Annotated in this window: 13 protein-coding genes; 10 read left to right on the forward strand and 3 right to left on the reverse strand. The window is 59.5% G+C overall.

What is annotated here, in order from left to right; genetic code table 11:
• Positions 1-429 precede the first annotated feature (429 nt).
• From ACRANW_RS15015 to ACRANW_RS15040, 6 genes are all read left to right on the forward strand, one after another.
• On the forward strand, positions 430-978 hold the full coding sequence (locus ACRANW_RS15015) for a hypothetical protein (RefSeq protein WP_479434073.1): 549 nt from the start codon (positions 430-432) through the stop codon (positions 976-978).
• Positions 979-1259: 281 nt separating this feature from the next.
• Positions 1260-2462: an AAA family ATPase gene (locus tag ACRANW_RS15020; protein ID WP_479434074.1), complete on the forward strand. Its 1203-nt coding sequence runs from the start codon at positions 1260-1262 to the stop codon at positions 2460-2462.
• A gap of 79 nt (positions 2463-2541) precedes the next feature.
• Positions 2542-3597: a ParB/RepB/Spo0J family partition protein gene (locus tag ACRANW_RS15025; RefSeq protein WP_479434075.1), complete on the forward strand. Its 1056-nt coding sequence runs from the start codon at positions 2542-2544 to the stop codon at positions 3595-3597.
• 118 nt (positions 3598-3715) lie between these two features.
• Positions 3716-4951, forward strand: coding sequence for a replication initiator protein A (locus tag ACRANW_RS15030; RefSeq protein ID WP_479434076.1), 1236 nt, complete (start codon positions 3716-3718; stop codon positions 4949-4951).
• Positions 4952-5588: 637 nt separating this feature from the next.
• Entirely contained in the window at positions 5589-5855 is a 267-nt protein-coding gene (locus ACRANW_RS15035) for a WGR domain-containing protein (protein WP_479434077.1), read from the forward strand.
• A gap of 202 nt (positions 5856-6057) precedes the next feature.
• Positions 6058-6219: a hypothetical protein gene (locus ACRANW_RS15040; RefSeq protein WP_479434078.1), complete on the forward strand. Its 162-nt coding sequence runs from the start codon at positions 6058-6060 to the stop codon at positions 6217-6219.
• Here ACRANW_RS15040 and ACRANW_RS15045 read toward each other — a convergent pair.
• Entirely contained in the window at positions 6186-7073 is an 888-nt protein-coding gene (locus ACRANW_RS15045) for a lytic transglycosylase domain-containing protein (RefSeq protein WP_479434079.1), read from the reverse strand. The two genes, ACRANW_RS15040 and ACRANW_RS15045, sit on opposite strands and share 34 nt — an antisense overlap.
• A 150-nt stretch (positions 7074-7223) precedes the next feature.
• On the opposite strand from ACRANW_RS15045, the gene ACRANW_RS15050 reads away from it, so the two are divergent.
• The 4 genes from ACRANW_RS15050 to ACRANW_RS15065 all read left to right on the forward strand — a co-directional run bounded on the left by ACRANW_RS15050 (position 7224) and on the right by ACRANW_RS15065 (position 13048).
• Positions 7224-8066, forward strand: a complete 843-nt coding sequence (locus tag ACRANW_RS15050; protein WP_479434080.1) for a DUF7146 domain-containing protein — start codon at positions 7224-7226, stop codon at positions 8064-8066.
• 65 nt (positions 8067-8131) lie between these two features.
• Positions 8132-12361, forward strand: coding sequence for a strawberry notch-like NTP hydrolase domain-containing protein (locus tag ACRANW_RS15055; protein WP_479434081.1), 4230 nt, complete (start codon positions 8132-8134; stop codon positions 12359-12361).
• A gap of 38 nt (positions 12362-12399) precedes the next feature.
• Positions 12400-12648 (forward strand): DUF4160 domain-containing protein, encoded by a 249-nt coding sequence (locus ACRANW_RS15060; RefSeq protein WP_479434082.1) that lies wholly within the window; start codon positions 12400-12402, stop codon positions 12646-12648.
• Positions 12635-13048, forward strand: coding sequence for a DUF2442 domain-containing protein (locus tag ACRANW_RS15065; protein WP_479434083.1), 414 nt, complete (start codon positions 12635-12637; stop codon positions 13046-13048). Before ACRANW_RS15060 ends, ACRANW_RS15065 begins: the two co-directional genes overlap by 14 nt.
• Positions 13049-13181: 133 nt before the next feature.
• On the opposite strand, the gene ACRANW_RS15070 is transcribed toward ACRANW_RS15065, so the two are convergent.
• Positions 13182-15521, reverse strand: coding sequence for a putative bifunctional diguanylate cyclase/phosphodiesterase (locus tag ACRANW_RS15070; protein WP_479434084.1), 2340 nt, complete (start codon positions 15519-15521; stop codon positions 13182-13184).
• On the reverse strand, positions 15518-16156 hold the full coding sequence (locus tag ACRANW_RS15075; protein WP_479434085.1) for a cupredoxin domain-containing protein: 639 nt from the start codon (positions 16154-16156) through the stop codon (positions 15518-15520). The genes ACRANW_RS15070 and ACRANW_RS15075 overlap by 4 nt, the downstream gene beginning before the upstream one ends.
• Positions 16157-16179 lie beyond the last annotated feature (23 nt).

Genomic DNA, 16179 nt, shown 5'->3' on the forward strand with positions numbered 1-16179 from the left:
GGCCCCACGGGATAGCGGAACCTTGTTTTAAAGATGGGAAACGAATTAATGCTTCAAGTGAAATATGATTTACTGCAACTCGGTTCGTCGCAACTCGTCAATTTGTTTCCTCATTGTAGGAATTTCGATATTTTTTGTAGGAAGCAAATTGCAATGGGGGGGAGGGATTTTCGTCAAAGCAGGAACAGCCATCCTCTGACATGGAATTTTTTTCCTCCAACAATCAATTAATTTCCCGTCAGGGTGCCAACGTGACTGAATGTGTCACATCGAGTCGGCCTGACGGCACTATGTTACCCATTAGGCAAATTGCTTAGTCCAGATGATTAAAGCTTGACAAATCGGAAGTCGAATTAGTTAATAGCGCGGCTTGCGATCCGATTTTGTCAGGTCGACCGCGCAAATTTCCTATTTTGCCGCCATCTTCGAGTGCCGGAACAACGCATCTGCGCTCGGGATCTCTTCAATAGCCAAGGGGTCGCATACGCCATGGACAAAAGTTGGAACGAAGAACGCCGAGTCGCTCGCTTCGAGCAATACCGTCTCGTGCTGGAAGAAGCGTGGCGGCGCAACGGCATGACGAACAAACAGGTGGCCATGGCGACAGGCAGAGGGGCAAGCCTGATCAGCAAGGTTAAGAACGGACGCGCAAACATCTGTGCTGATCTGCGGCATCATCTGATTGACCTGTTCGAACTCGACCGCGTACGCCTGTTCATGGCCATCGAAATAGTGGGCAATGGGATGCTCTATTTTGACCCGGCCTTCAAACATGTCTGCCATGCATCAATGTGCTTCGTGCAGGAATTGCTGACCCTGATCGATGAAGACATCAATCCGGAGCACAAAGCGCTTTTTGCAGCCTTTTCGGAGCAGACCATCAGCAGTGTCGCTGGCCAGGCTGGCAGCGAGGTCACAAGCCGCATCACCGCAATCATTCCCACTCTGAACGATCTGGCCAAGCGATCACAATCCTAATCACTCGCACCGGGTTCTAGACGCAGTCTGAGAACGGACCGGTTTGGCCTTGGTCAGACATCGCGAAGTTTGCCAAAAACAGGCCCTGAGAAAGGCATACAATATCGGGTTGAGCCGCACAAAAGCGGCGCTAGGGCAGGCGAGGCATTCAGGACGAGCCATCGATAAAGAACTGTAGCCTGATCGGCTCACTCCCAAATCTGAATGTCTTGAGGGCTTGGGTTGCCGAATTGAAGGCTTTCCGTTAATTAGGGCCGACAAAACCTTCAAGGACCTTCCGAATGGCATATTCAGATTCAGTCGTGGGTCAGATCGGCGATCTCGCTGAAGCGGGCGAACGCATGATAGAGCGGCTCCGTCGCAAGGCTTTCCTGCCTGACAGCCGTAAAGGTCTCCACATCCGATTCGGAATTGCCGAAACAGCGCAATTGTTGAGATGCTCAACCAATAGAATACGCATGGCGGAAGAAGATGGCCGGCTTCCTGCTCCGCCTTCGGGTGAAAACGGCAGACGTCTCGGCTATACCGTCGAAGATATTCTGCACATGCGCAATGTGCTCGATGCAAGCCCTGCCCGCGGCCCAAAGGACACGCCCGCCATAATCGCCGTGCAGAATTTCAAAGGTGGTGTCGGAAAGTCGACGGTGACCACACACCTCGCCCATTATTTTGCTGTTCAAGGCTACCGCGTCCTTGTCGTTGATTGCGATAGTCAAGCGACAACGACGACCCTGTTCGGGTTCAATCCCCACTTCAACATCACGCGAGAAGAAACACTCTACCCCTATCTGTCGATAGACCCAACCCAGGCAGATCTGCTCTATGCAGTGAAGAGCACGCCTTGGCCGAATGTTGATCTGATCCCGTCGAACCTTGAACTTTTCGACGTCGAATATGAACTGGCTGCGTCCGGTGCTGACGGACAAAATGTGCTCGCGGCACGCTTTCGCAAATTGAAGCAGGGTCTCATCGACCTCGCACAGGACTACGATGTGGTCATCCTCGATCCGCCGCCTGCGCTTGGAACAATCTCACTTGCGGTGATGCAAGCGGCGAATTCCTTGCTTGTGCCACTAGCCGCGACGACGCCGGATTTCTGCTCGACGGTCCAGTTCCTGTCGATGATGGATCAGGTGATTGATCAGCTGATCGAGGCGGGGGTTGCAGTTGAGTACAATTTCGTGCGCTTCCTCTGTTCAAAATTCGACAGCGGAGACCCAAGCCATGAGATGGTTCGGGCAATCATGGAGCAGAGCTTTGGCCCTGCCCTGCTGCCAGTACCAATCCTCGAGAGTGCCGAAATAAGCCACGCGGCTCTGCGCATGATGACGATCTACGAGCTCGAAAAACCCATTGGCACATCAAGAACGCACAAACGATGCAGATCAAATCTCGACGAAGCGCTGGGCCAAGTCGAGCAATTGGTAAAGCAAGGCTGGGGGCGGACCCAGGCCATAGATGAAGCATTGCTCGTCAATGGTTGAGTGTGAAACCCTGATCAGATTGGCGACATCCCCTCGGAACAATGTCGCCGCACCGCGCGCGGTAGATTGAGAGGCCACGATGGCAAAGAATCAAAAGGATTACCTGACATCGTTGCTTACCGACGACGTCCCTGGCGAGGCAGCGGAATCGGCAAGCGGGCCTGAAGATGTTTTGCCTGCAACCCGTCAGGATCGATCGCGGCGAAACTCCCTTCTCGGTCGGGAAAGTGCTCTGGCCCGCGTTGCCAGCGGCGAGGTCAGGCAGGTAACGCAAATTGCACTGGATCCCGCACGTGTCCGGCCCTGGGCCGGAAACGCTCGTTCATATGGCCATTTGAGCGAGGAGAACTGCCGAGACCTAATCGACGCTATCATTGCGGAAGGTGGCCAGAAGGTTCCCGCCATTGTTCGGCGGATCGAAGGCGACCCAATATTCGAATATGAGGTCATCGCAGGCACGCGGCGCCACTGGTCGATCTCATGGCTGCGGCAAAACTCTTACCCGGATATGAAATTTCTTGCACAGGTCGCCGACCTTGATGATGAAGCCGCTTTCCGCCTCGCAGACGTCGAAAACCGGGCGCGCAAAGATGTTTCTGACCTTGAGCGAGCACGCAATTACGCAGCGGCGCTGAAGACACATTACGGGAACCATCAGTCGCGCATGGCGGAACGGCTCAAACTCTCGCAGAGTTGGCTTTCCAAGATGATCAAGGTTGCCACCATTCCCGACGCCGTGATCGCAGCATTCGCATCCCCTGCCGATGTCCAGCTGAAGCCCGCCTATCCGCTTGCGCAAGCCTTGGGTGACCCCAAAAGGTCGGCGTCCATTCAGAAGGCGGCCAAAGGGCTTGCGGACGAGCAGGGGCGGCTTCGCAAGGAGGGCAAGGCGACGCTTGCGGCCCAAGAAGTCATTAGGCTCCTGCTGACATCAGATGAAACACCTGCCGAACACAAAGAGATCGTCATTGCCGGTGCCCATGACAGGCCAGCGGTGAGCCTTCAGCGCGCCAACCGGCAAGGCGTAACCTTGCGGCTTCACGCAGGGCACGGCCTTTCGGATGATGAGCTTCTGGCTAAGGTGCGAATTCTGCTCGAGACACTCACGGCGGATGGTGGAGGCCTTCAGAGGTGAGGACTGCCCTCCCCCATCCGGTCAGGACCGCCCAGCATCGACATTATTCCCCGGGGAATAATGTTCACGCGAGTTATTCCCCGGGGAATAATCTTTTGGGCTGGCGGCCATCACTGCCATGACCCGCGCCAGCAAAAAAAGCGTACCCGAACAGTTCGACCTGTTCCTGCCCTATTTAGCCGATCTTCCGCTGCGCGACCAACGCGAGATAATGGAACGACCATTTTTCTCGCTCGCCAAGCGCAAACGAGCCAAGCCAATCGAATACACTTCGCCAGACGGCAAGCTGTGGGTGCATGTTAGCCCAAATCCAGACTACGGCATGGCCACCATCTGGGACGCCGACATTCTCATCTATTGTGCCAGCCAGATCGCTGACATGACCCGCCGCGGTGTCAATGATGTCCCCCGCAAACTCCACATCATGCCTTACGATCTGCTGCGTGCAATCGGACGCCCGACCACAGGCCGAGCCTACGAGTTGCTGGGTCAGGCTCTAGACCGGCTTGTGTCGACTACCATCAAAACAAACATCCGTGCCGAGAACCGACGCGAAGCCACCTTCAGCTGGCTTGATGGCTGGACGCAGCTCGTCGACGAGAAGACCGAACGAAGCCGCGGCATGACGCTCGAGCTATCGAACTGGTTTTGGGAAGGTGTGATGATGAAGGGCGGGGTGCTTAGCATCGACCGCGCCTATTTCGATATCACGGGTGGCCGCGAGCGCTGGTTGTACCGGGTCGCCCGCAAGCATGCTGGAGGCGCAGGTCAAAGCGGCTTTGCGATATCCATGCCCGTTCTCTTCGAAAAATCGGGTGCCGAGGGCGAATATCGACGTTTCAAATTCGAGGTCCTCAAGCTCGCTGAAAAGAACAATTTGCCCGGCTATCGGCTCGCGATCGAGGCAGGGAAAGGGATTGAGCCGCTGCTGAGAATGATCCGGCTCAACGACCTGAACATTGAAGCCTCCCACAATGATCCTCCTGAAGGTATCATTGCCCCTCCGCCAGCTGCGGAACGCTCACCGCCGGATCGTCACGATCATGTGAACCAGCCTGATAACGCCGAAGCAAAGGCGGCTGAAGAGCAGGCGCCGATGATTTTTGACGCCCGTACGCTTGTCCGATCTGCTGTGGCACGCCTGTCCGATAGGGCGACACGTGGGATTATGACCGACGAAACCACCGCCTACCTGCGTGAGAAATGCCCTGGCTGGGACCTCTATGCCCTCCATGCGGAATTCGAAGCTTGGGTTAATGCAGACCCGGCAAGGACACCCGCGAGCTGGCAAAAGGCCTTCATCGGGTGGGTGAAGCGGCATCACGAGAAGCACAAACACGAGCTCCGTAGGTAGGGCCTCTTTGTGTAAAATCGCTGGAATCGGGCGCGGCGGAGCTACCCTGACCTAGCGACTAAGCGTCAACAGCTATCCAGCGTTCCAAATGTGTCGTGTCGATTAGATGCGCGCGCCTCCTAACAGCATGTGATGAGCAAGTTTGAAGCTCTTCCACCAAGGTCATCGCGATAATGATTCAATTCGACCAACGACTGACCGCCATTGGACCGTCTTTCGACACTTTAGGAATGCCGTTTCCGCAATTACCGACACATCGGGAACGATGAAACGAACTTTCAGGAACACGCCATCGGAACATCAGGAACACATTGCCGACACATCAAGAACGGCATGCCGCAATTTCTCTTGGGAATCCGGCGAGTTGCAACCAACGCGAGCGGTCTTAACTGATCTAACTAAAATATAACCCCTCTAAGCAACGGGAAGCTTTCAGCTTTTTTGGATAAGGTTGATGAAACCACCTAACCTTACCGATGCTCCCCTTTAGAGCCTTGGCTGTGTGATGCCGCCCCAGACCAGAGCTCCTCCCGCCCTGGCCTTGATGCCAGATCCAATCGACTCAGTGAATCACAGAGTGTCCGGTGATTCAGAATTCCCATTGGACCGTATCCCGATTGGTCTGCCACCAAGGGGCATGGGCGGCCTTCTCGATCAATCATGGCATTGGCAAGCGATTGACCCGTACCGCAACATTGCGCGCGACTATCACCTACGGGTCGCTACCGACCTGTTCGGATGGACCACCGTTGAGCGGCGCTGGGGACGTATCGGCTCCAAGGGACAGAGCGTAACTGCGGCATTTGCCAACAGAGGGGATGCGGAATTGGCAGCAAAGCGCATACGTCAGCGGCGCCAAGGTGCCCTGCGCCGCGTCGGGGTCGGCTACCACGAGATCAAGTGACCAATCTCGAACTCATTTCGTTCACGATTCCAGCATCGCAAAAGGCGGCTTCAATGCTACCATGCCGAAAACTTTGGAGTCGGTGAGCATGCCAATTGCGACCTACAATGCGTGACTCGCGCTCTACGCCGGTGTCGCGGTCATGGTCGCGTTTTGCTCCGTGCTAGCGTTTGCCAAAACCATCTATGATCTGCGCGCGGGTATGTTGGTTATCGACCTCGGCGACTGGAGAGGGCGAACACTGGCACTACCCAAGCTGTGGTGGCGCTGGCAGGTCAATTATCTCTCAGGAACGCCCGTCATTTTTCTCACGGCGATCCTGTTCGCAGACTATCTTGGGTTCGCAACATTGCTCGATGTGTAATCCACGACGGCCGCACGGCGAAATCGGGCAAAGGTTGGAGCAGGGTAGGGCGCTAACGGGCGACTATCAGCCTGCCGCTGCTCTCTAGCCCAGGCAGCCGTGATAGTGCGGACATATTCAAGCGTTTCACGGATACGCGGTATGCTCCCGGCCCGGCGGACCCTTCCAGGCCCTGCATTATAGGCAGCCAGCGCCAGGTCATATCGGCCAAATTCTTCGATCTGCATTCGAAGGTACCGTGCACCGCCGCGCAAATTTTGGCGCACGTCCCATGCGTTAGAGACGCCGAGATACCTTGCGGTGCCCGGCATCAGTTGCGCAAGGCCGATTGCACCCTTCGGCGAACGCGCAAAGGCCTGATATCGGCTTTCCTGCCAGATCAGCGCGTCGAACAGCCCGACCGGAACATTCTCCTCGCAGGCAATAGCCGCGATCAAAGGGAAATGTTGTGCGCGGCGAAGCTCAGTTGCAGCAGGAAGATCTCTGCGAGGCCGGTACTGCGTGTCTCCACAGCCATAACTGAGTGCCTGCGACCGCAAAACAGCCGGAACAATGATCGAGGAGGGAGGGGCACCGCTGCGCATCCAGCCAGGAACATCAATCGAGGCCGCCTGCGGAACTGTCTCGATTGGTGGTCCCGGGATAATCCCTGCGAAATCGGCAGCTAGCACCCCTGCCAGGTCTGGTGCTTGATCGACCTGTGCCAGCCCCTTCGGTGTTGGGGCTGAGCTGACGTGGATCACGACGTCCCCACGGGGGTTACCGTCAAACTGCATCAGTTCGACTTCCTGCGCGGCAGCTGCGGGGTGAAGCGCTGCAACGAACAGGCTTGCAGCGATGAGGCGAACAGGCATGATCTTGCTCCTGCAAAGACCCGAACATCTCTTGCTAACTCTCAGAGTCAATTGGGAAAAATTTTCCGCCTTGTTCTCGTGGCCCGCGCGAGTTCACATCCAGGTCAAAAGGGGAGGGGGGAGAGGAGGGGGAACTCGAAAGGGATTGCCATGCCCATCACTGCAAAACCGCCCTCGCAGCGCCTCATCGACCTTGTCGGTGCGCTTGGTGGCAGCTGGTCCGGATACATTGCGATGTGCCGCTGTCCGGCCCATGCGGACACCACCCCGAGCCTGTCCCTGCGGCAGGGGGACCGCGACATCCTCGTCCACTGCTTTGCAGGCTGTGAGCCTGCCGAGGTATTGCGCGCAATCGTAACCATCGTTCCGGGCCGGAAATACGCTTTTCCGGACGAACCCTTCCAGCCCTTCAACTCAACTGCGATCGCCCGCAATCTCTGGTCGCAGAGCAGAGAGCTCGCGAATACCTGGGGCGAGGCCTATTGCCACCATCGCGGCATCATCCAGCACCATGACGATCTGCGTTACCTCCCGCGCTGCCCGAAAGGCAGAAAGCCCAACACGGTGTTCGAGCCCGCGCTGTTGGTCGGCGTGCGCGAAGGGCGGGAGATCAAGGCGGTTCAACGCATCTTCCTCAAGGGGAACGGGCAGGGGTACTGCTCAAAGCTGATGATCGGAAACCCGCAAGCCGCCAGCTGGCAGGGCGGGCGCCCCGGCAAGATCCTCGCACTTGCCGAAGGGTTCGAAAGCGCTGCCCGCTTCGCCGAGCTCCACGGCATTCCCGCCTGGTCATCCCTCGGAGCCGAACGGCTCGATCTCGTCCGTCTGCCTGACTGGATCGAAGAGCTGATCATTGCTGAGGACAACGATCCAGAGGGGCGGCGGGCGAGTCTCAAGGCAGCGCAGGCGCATGCGCGCGACGGCCTGACGATTCGTCGGATGGCACCGCCCGTCGGTTACGCGGACTGGGGAGCGGTTCCGGGACCCCGTTAAAGGGGAGGGGGAGGGAAGGGGTTTGGCTTGTCCGTGATGAGGCAAGCCGAACCCAGGAGACCTCCATGACAGATCTGTTCGAAACAGCCGCCCAGCGGCGCACGCCCGGCCAACTTGCCGCCCGTGCGCTTTCTATCCTCATCGACAATGGAGTCGCCATCACGCGGGCGATGATGAACCAGGCCATGACCAGCGCCTTTGGCGGAGGCGATGCAACCGGTCGCTGGACCCAGCGAGAGAGCTTCGAGGTGCTTGAGCACGCGCTGGCGCTGAGCCTCACGTCACGCAGGGGCGCAACGTTCAGCCGGGGCGATCTCGACAAGGCGATGGAGATCGCAGCGCGGCTGCCCACCCAGACCGTTCGGAGCGAGGAACAGCTCGACTGGCAGCAATTTTCGACGCCCGTCGATCTCGCTGCCGTCGCCGTGATGCTCGCGAATGCTCAGCCCACGGATGTCGTCCTCGAGCCGAGCGCCGGAAATGGCCTGCTGATCGCGCAGCTTCCCTCAGTTGCCGAGTTGCAGCTGAATGAGCTGAATGAGGCACGCCGCTTGCGTCTCACCGACATCTTCCCCGGCGTCACGATCACAGGGCACGACGGGGCGGCAATCGCCAGCGCGCTTAGCGGCAAGATCCGGCCCTCTCTGATCATCATGAACCCGCCGTTCTCACGCTCGCTCGGACGCGGCGCAGACCATCTTGCCGCCGTACGTCACCTTGCTGCAGCCATTACCCATCTGCGCGCTGGCGGCCGCATTGTAGCGATTATGCCCGACTGGTTTTTCCCGTCGGCCAAGATGCGGGCAATCTTCGAGAACACGCTAGCGCCTGTCGCGATCTGCACCTCGATCCACTTCGAGCAAGCCTACACCAAACATGGGACCAGCATTGCGGTCAGGCTCTATGTCCTCGACAAGGTTCCCGGTATGCGATCACCCGCGACCATCCAGGGCAGGGATGTGGCCGCGCTTGTGAGCAGCCTCGCAATTACGCCTCGGGCAGAGCTCATCGAGGAAAAGCGCCCAGTCACTGCGCCCGCCAAGGCCATCTCCCTGTTCGGGGCGACCCGCAACGCCAAGCCTGCCGCGCCCCGTATCTTCCGCGCCCCGGCACGCAACGACGTACTGCCTGTCGTCTATAGCGCGCTGGAAGCGCCTGCCGCTCTGCTGGAGCAGACCGGGGTCTATCTGCCGTATCGGCCAAGCCGGGTGACCTTTGAGATCGCGGGTGAGCACCCGACGGCGCTGGTTGAGTCGGTTGCAATGGGCTCGATCCCTGCGCCGATCCCCCAGCACATCCCGCACCTGCCGGAACGCACCGTCTCAGAACGCCTGTTGTCAGATTCCCAGCTCGAAACCGTCGTCTATGCAGGGCACGCCTGGAGCCAGTGGCTTCCCGGCCGCTTCAAGCCCGACCCCGAGGGCGTCGGATTGCTGCTCGACGAGGAAGGCCGCGGGTATCGCAAGGGCTTCTTCCTTGGCGACGGCACCGGGGCGGGGAAGGGGAGGCAGGTCGCCGCCACCATCCTCGACAACTGGCTGCAGGGCCGCCGCCGGGCAATCTGGATCTCGAAGAACGAGCCGCTCCTCAACGATGCCCGCCGGGACTGGGCTGCGCTTGGCGGTCTTGCCGCCGACGTCCAGTCGCTTTCGCGGTGGAAGATCCACGAGCCGCTCACCCTCGATGAAGGCGTGCTGTTCGTGAGCTATCCGACGCTGCGTTCCGCGCGCGGCGATCACAGCCGCCTTGAACAGCTCATCCGCTGGGCTGGCGACGACTTCGATGGTGTGATCGCCTTTGACGAGGCTCACGAGATGGGCGGTGTCGCAGGCGGGGAGGGCGCTATGGGAACCAAGAAGGGCTCTCAGCAGGGCATTGCCGGGGTGCTCCTCCAGAACCGCCTGCCCAAGGCCCGGGTGCTTTATGCCTCGGCCACGGGGGCCTCCGAGGTCAACAACCTCGCCTATGCCGTCAGGCTCGGCCTCTGGGGCCCGGAGACCGCCTTTGCCTCGCGCGAGGCCTTCATCAGCGAGATCCGGGCCGGCGGCATTGCCGCCATGGAGCTGGTCGCACGCGACCTTAAGGCGACCGGGCTCTACATGGCGAGGGCGCTGAGCTTTGCCGGTGTCGAATATGATATTCTGCGTCACCAACTCACGCCTGATCAGATCGCCGTCTATGACACCTATGCGGACGCCTGGGCGATCATCCACCGCAACGTGGAAGCCGCGCTTGAACTGACCGGCATCGTCGATGATCTCGACGGCACCACGCTGAACTCCGGAGCAAAGGCGGCAGCGCGGTCTCGGTTTGAATCCTGCAAGCAGCGTTTCTTCGGGCAAGTACTTTTGTCGATGAAGCTGCCGACAGTCATCATTGCGGTCGAGCAGCATCTTGCCGAGGGCAAGTCTGTCGTCCTGGAGCTGGTCACCACCGCAGAATCCATCCTCAACCGCAGGCTCGGCGAGCTCTCGCCCGAGGAGCGCGCAGAGCTCAATATCGAGCTGTCACCCCTTGAATACTGCCTCGACTATCTCACCCGCGCCTTTCCGACCCGGCAGATGGAGGTCTACACCGACGACACGGGCGAGCAGCATTCGCGCCCCATGAGCGACGAACACGGCAATCCGGTAACGAACCCACAAGCCGAGGCAGCCCGGGCCGACCTGATCGAGCACATCTGCGCCCTGCCGCCCATCAAGGCCGCGCTCGATGCGCTCCTCGAGCGGTTTGGCCATGACAACGTCGCCGAGGTGACCGGACGATCGAAGCGGATCGTGCCAGCGGCAGGCGGCCACCAGAAAATCGAGACGCGCACCGTTCGCTCAGCCCAGGCCGATGCAGCCGCCTTCATGGAGGGCACCAAGCGTATCCTCATCTTCTCCGATGCGGGCGGCACGGGACGGTCCTACCACGCAAGCCTTGATGTCCCCAACCAGCAGCACCGCGTCCACCTGCTCCTGGAGCCGGGCTGGAGGGCCGATCGCGCCATTCAGGGGCTCGGGCGTACCCATCGCACCCATCAGGCCTCAGCGCCGCTCTTTCGGCCCGTCACGACCGATTGCAAGGGCGAGCTGAGGTTCACCTCGACCATCGCGCGCCGTCTCGACAGTCTTGGCGCGCTCACCCGCGGTCAGCGGCAGACGGGAGGGCAGAACCTGTTCGACCCCGCCGACAATCTCGAAAGCGAATACGCCAAGGCAGCGCTTGTCACCTGGCTCCATCTGCTTGTCGCAGGCAAGCTTACCAGCACCACTCTGGCCGACTTCGAGGCGCGCACCGGCCTTGCGCTGCTCGACGAAGACGGGGTCATCAAGGAAGACCTGCCGCCGATCCAGCGCTGGCTCAACCGGCTGCTGGCGCTTCCGATCGGCCACCAGAACGTCATCTTCGATGAATTTCTCGCGCTTGTCGAAACCCGGGTGGCCGCTGCCCGCGATGCTGGGACGCTCGATATCGGCGTCGAAACCATGCAGGTCGAAACCGCCACCATCCTTGAGGACACGCTCCTGCGCACCGACCCCGTGAGCGGCGCGACCTCGCACCTGCTGACGATGGAAGTGGCGCGCCGGCGCAATCCCGTTGCGCTGGAGCGCGCGCTCAAGCTTGCCGCATCAGATGCCGCCGCAGTGTTCCTGCGCAATGCCCGCTCGGGGAAGGTGGCACTTAAGACGAAAGCGCGTTCAGGGATGACCGAAGATGGTACACCGGTACCGCGCATCGAGCTGCTGCGCCCGACGCGCCGGGAGTACCTGCGCGAGCACGACCTCTTCGAGACCGCGTGGGAGCCCTGCGATCAGTCTATCTTTGCGGCGGCATGGTCGACCGAGGCCGAGGAAGCCGCCAATACAGTCGATACAGAGGTCATCAGGATCGCTACCGGATTGCTGCTGCCGATCTGGTCGGCGCTTCCTGCGGACCACCTTGCGGTCAACCGGATCGTCGATGGTGAGGGCAATTCCTGGCTCGGCCGAATGGTCTTCCCCGAGCATGTCGCCAAGCTGCTGAAGGATCTCGGCGTGGAGACTGCTGCGCCGCTCAGCCCATCGGAGACCCTTCGCGCTATCCAGGGCGGAGGAACCATCGCGCTGGTGCGGCCGGTCCCATGCGAACTCAAGCGCTCCCGCGTCAACGGTGCCTGGCGCATCGAAGTCGCAGGCGCGCCAGCCAGCCAGCTTGCGTGGTTCAAGCAACTCGACTGCTTCACCGAGGTCATCCAATACCGTACGCGCCTGTTCGTGCCGACCGAGAAGGCGGAGGCCATCGTCGCCAAGCTCACGAATGGCACACTGTAGGTTATTCCCTACCGCTTGGGTTTCTGATAGGAGTCCACATGCTTGGTGTATATCGCATCGGTGGCCTGAGGGTCGTGATCTGGCCCAACGATCACCGCCCGGCGCATGTTCATGTGATAGGCCCCAATGGTGAGGCAGTGTTCAATTTGAATTGCCCGGGAGGTCCGCCGGAGCTGCGTGAAAGTTTTGGCTTCAGGCTGCGAGAGGTCAACGAGATCGCTGAAGCGTTAAGGGACGCCATTTCAGCGCTGTGTGATGAATGGAGCAAGGTGCATGGCAGTTACTGAACAGCAACTCGAAGAAGCCGAAGCACGTATGGCTGAAAGCCGTGCCGCAGGGCATGCCGTCTCCGCTCGCTATGATCGGCGTCGTGGCAGGGTGGTAGTCGCACTTCACACTGGCGTCGAGCTCATTTTCCCCGTGGCTCTTGCCGAAGGGCTCGCTGACGCCCCCGATGACAAGCTGGCAGACATCGAGGTTAGCCCTGCGGGCCTTGGACTACATTGGCCACAGCTCGATGCGGATCTGTATGTTCCCGCACTCATCCAAGGTGTGTTCGGCTCGGAAAAGTGGATGGCCAAGCACCTCGGTGCACAGGGAGGCAGAGCCCGCACGCCCGCTAAGATTGCCGCAGCGCGCGCAAATGGCAGAAAAGGCGGACGACCACGCAAATCAGCCTCTGGATAGCAGCAGCTTTGGCAGCGATAGCAGACTGACCGGTTTTGGTGATGCTCCGATCCATCGAAATCGGCAGCAACTGGGTGGTTTTTCGCCATTCAGCGCCAATACTCACGCGAAGTGGGTGGGCCAAAGGCTCAAATCACGCGCATAGTTGCCGCTGATAGCCCGCACCGTCTTCAAGCAGGTCAGCGACCGCATGGGCTGCGACAGGTCGCGAGAAAAGGTAGCCTTGAATGTAGCGACAACCCTCACGTTCCAGAACATCGAATTGCTCGATCTCCTCTACGCCTTCAGCCAGTGTTTCCATCCCCAAAGCGTCGGCGAGAGTCGTTATCGCGCGAATTACTGCATGACCGTTGCTGCTGGTGCCAAGGTCCTCGACAAAGCTGCGATCGATCTTGACCTTGTCGAACGGGAACGAGCGCAGATAGCTGAGCGAAGAATATCCCGTGCCGAAATCATCCAGCGCGATCCGCACACCGAGGTTGCGCAAGCTGTGCAAGGTCGCCAGCGTCCTATCGATATCAGCGATAAAGATGCTCTCGGTGATCTCCAACTCCAGCCGTTTGGGGCTGAGGCCAGTGGATGCAAGCGCCTGCAGGATTGTGCTGGCAAGTCCAGCGTAAGAAAATTGCTTGGGCGAAATGTTCACCGCCACCGACACATCCGTCGGCCAGGTTCGCGCGATTCGGCAGGCTTCGCGAATGACCCATTCGCCGATCGGGACGATCAAACCGGTTTCTTCGGCAAGCGGGATGAACTCGATGGGGCTGATCTGACCGCGGGTCGGATGGTTCCAGCGGATCAGGGCTTCAAAGCCGGTGAGGCGCTTTTCGGCGACGCAGTAAAGCGGCTGGAAGTATAGCTCAAACCCACCCTCCTTGATTGCAGCACGCAGGTCAATTTCAAGCTGCCGCCTCGCTCGAGCCGCTTCATCAAGAGCAGGCTCGAAGAAATGATACGTCGATTTGCCTTCGCTTTTGGCCCGGTAAAGCGCGAGATCGGCATTTTTCATCAGGGTCGTGCCGTCGTTGCCGTCGCTTGGTGCCAGCGAAATACCGATGCTTGCAGCGCACTTGGCTTGTTGGCCGCTAACCTCGATTGAGCGGTCAAAGCAATGCAGCAATTGGTCCGCCAGGCTGCCGAGGCTGGCGCCTTCTTCGATACCATCAATCAGGATCGCAAACTCGTCACCGCCAAGGCGGGCAATCAGCGCTTCGGGCAAGTCGGTGCGCAAATCCTCGCCTAGTTGGCGCAATAGGGCATCGCCCGCCGGGTGACCGAGGGTATCATTCACCATCTTGAAATCGTCCAGATCAACATAGGCGATCATGACTTTTTCGTTGTCGCGACGCCGAGCCAGAACGGTCGCAAGCTGTTCGGTGAACAGCTTGCGATTGGGCAGACCTGTCAGCCCGTCGTGCAAACCGACATGGATGATCTGGCGCTCGCGCTCTTCGATCGCAACGACCATCCGTTTGAAGCTGCTGGCCAGACGCCCGATCTCGTCATCGGTCTTGATTGTCAGTGCCACTTCGCGGCCCTCGCCGATCAGCCGGGTGGCCGCATCCAGCTGCTGCAAGGGTTCAGTGACGCTCCGTGCGACCCTCCAACTAAGGGCCAGAACCAGCAAGATGCCGCTTAGCGCCAAGCCTGTGAGCAGCCATTCAAGGCCCGAATAGGCCGCCAGCGACTGGTCGAGCGAATGGCGCAGCACAAGTCGCGGCGAAATGCCATCCTGGAGAACCGCAAGGTCGGATACGTGATACAGGAACCGCTCGTTTTCTTCACGCTCGAAGACAGCCCCAGCTTCCGCCGAACGTAGCCAATCAGGTTGCTGTGCTGCCTCAACGACGCGAGCATCGACCGCGATCGGGGCCAGTTCCACCAATCTGTCGAGCTCGGCCCGGTTGAGTGGTTGGGCTATGACCAACCAACCGATCAGATCCGGTGCGTTGATGGGTGCGGCTGCGGCTAGCGCCAGTCCGTCACCCAAGGCGATGATCCCTTGCGTGTCGCCCGCATCAAGGCGTAGCCACAAGGCTTCGGTCGCGGGAATGGCCGAACCGCTACCAGCCATCACTTCGCCATCGAGGGTCAACACAAACGCAGTGTCGCTTCGCACGCGTGCTTCCAAACTGGAAAGTGCGCTGACAATGGTCGGCTCGTCGCCTGTCGCGACCGCCTCGCGGAACCCGAAATCGCGCGCCAGGACATCGGTCTGATCGCTCATTTGGCGGCTGCGTGAGGCGAGAATTTCGTCGAAGACCCGGGCGTTGGCCTCAAGGTCGCGAGTGGCGCTAACTTCGGCAAAACGGACAAGGCCGCCTCCCGCCAAGGATACGACCAATGCAAGGACCACCGCAAAAAGAGAGGCATAGAGCACCGCAATGCGCGTGCGCAATGAACCAAACCGCAGCTTTGCCAGTGTCGCAAGTATGCGCTGGCGTGGTGCAGAAAGCCTGATCCTGCGGATCATCGCAGTGTCACTTTGAGTTTATGTACTTGCGCGCCGCCAGTCACGTTGAAGTCAGACGTCGCTTCGTTGGCAGTCGCACGCAATTGCGGATGCCAGACCGTCAGACGCCCGCTGCCAGCAGGCATTCCTGCCAATGTAATATAACCGTTGTAATCCGTTTTGCCGGCATAGGGCGTATCCGTGACACGGATATAGCCGCGCATGTCGTCATGGATATTGCAGCCAAGTTTGACGCTGCCAGCGATCGGGAAGGTCTGCGTTCGGGTTTGATCGCGGCCATACAAATCGATCTCGAACCGGGCAGGCTTGGAGAAGCTGTAGATCGAATGACGCACCTGATCGAGGTTGGGAAAGGCGACCGTGCTTCCCTTCGCCACCACCAGAGTGCCAGGGGTGAATTTCAGGCCCTTTTGTGCCATCCCCATTTTCCACGGAAAGCGGATCGGGCTGCTGGAGCGGCGTGCAGCATGAAGCTCGATCACCGCATCGCGCACAGGCAAGCCGCTCGCGTCCACCACTTGAACGCGCACCGTTGGCTCGCTCGCAGTCTGCGCGGCGAAAACCGCACCGCTTAAAACAACGAAGCATGCGGCGATCAGGGAAAGCGAAGTCTGGAAGGGGAAGCGGCGCACCATGGTTGGTCCGCACCTAAGGGGGA

It is taken from the genome of Erythrobacter sp. 'gip.4 top 5' (assembly GCF_056495765.1).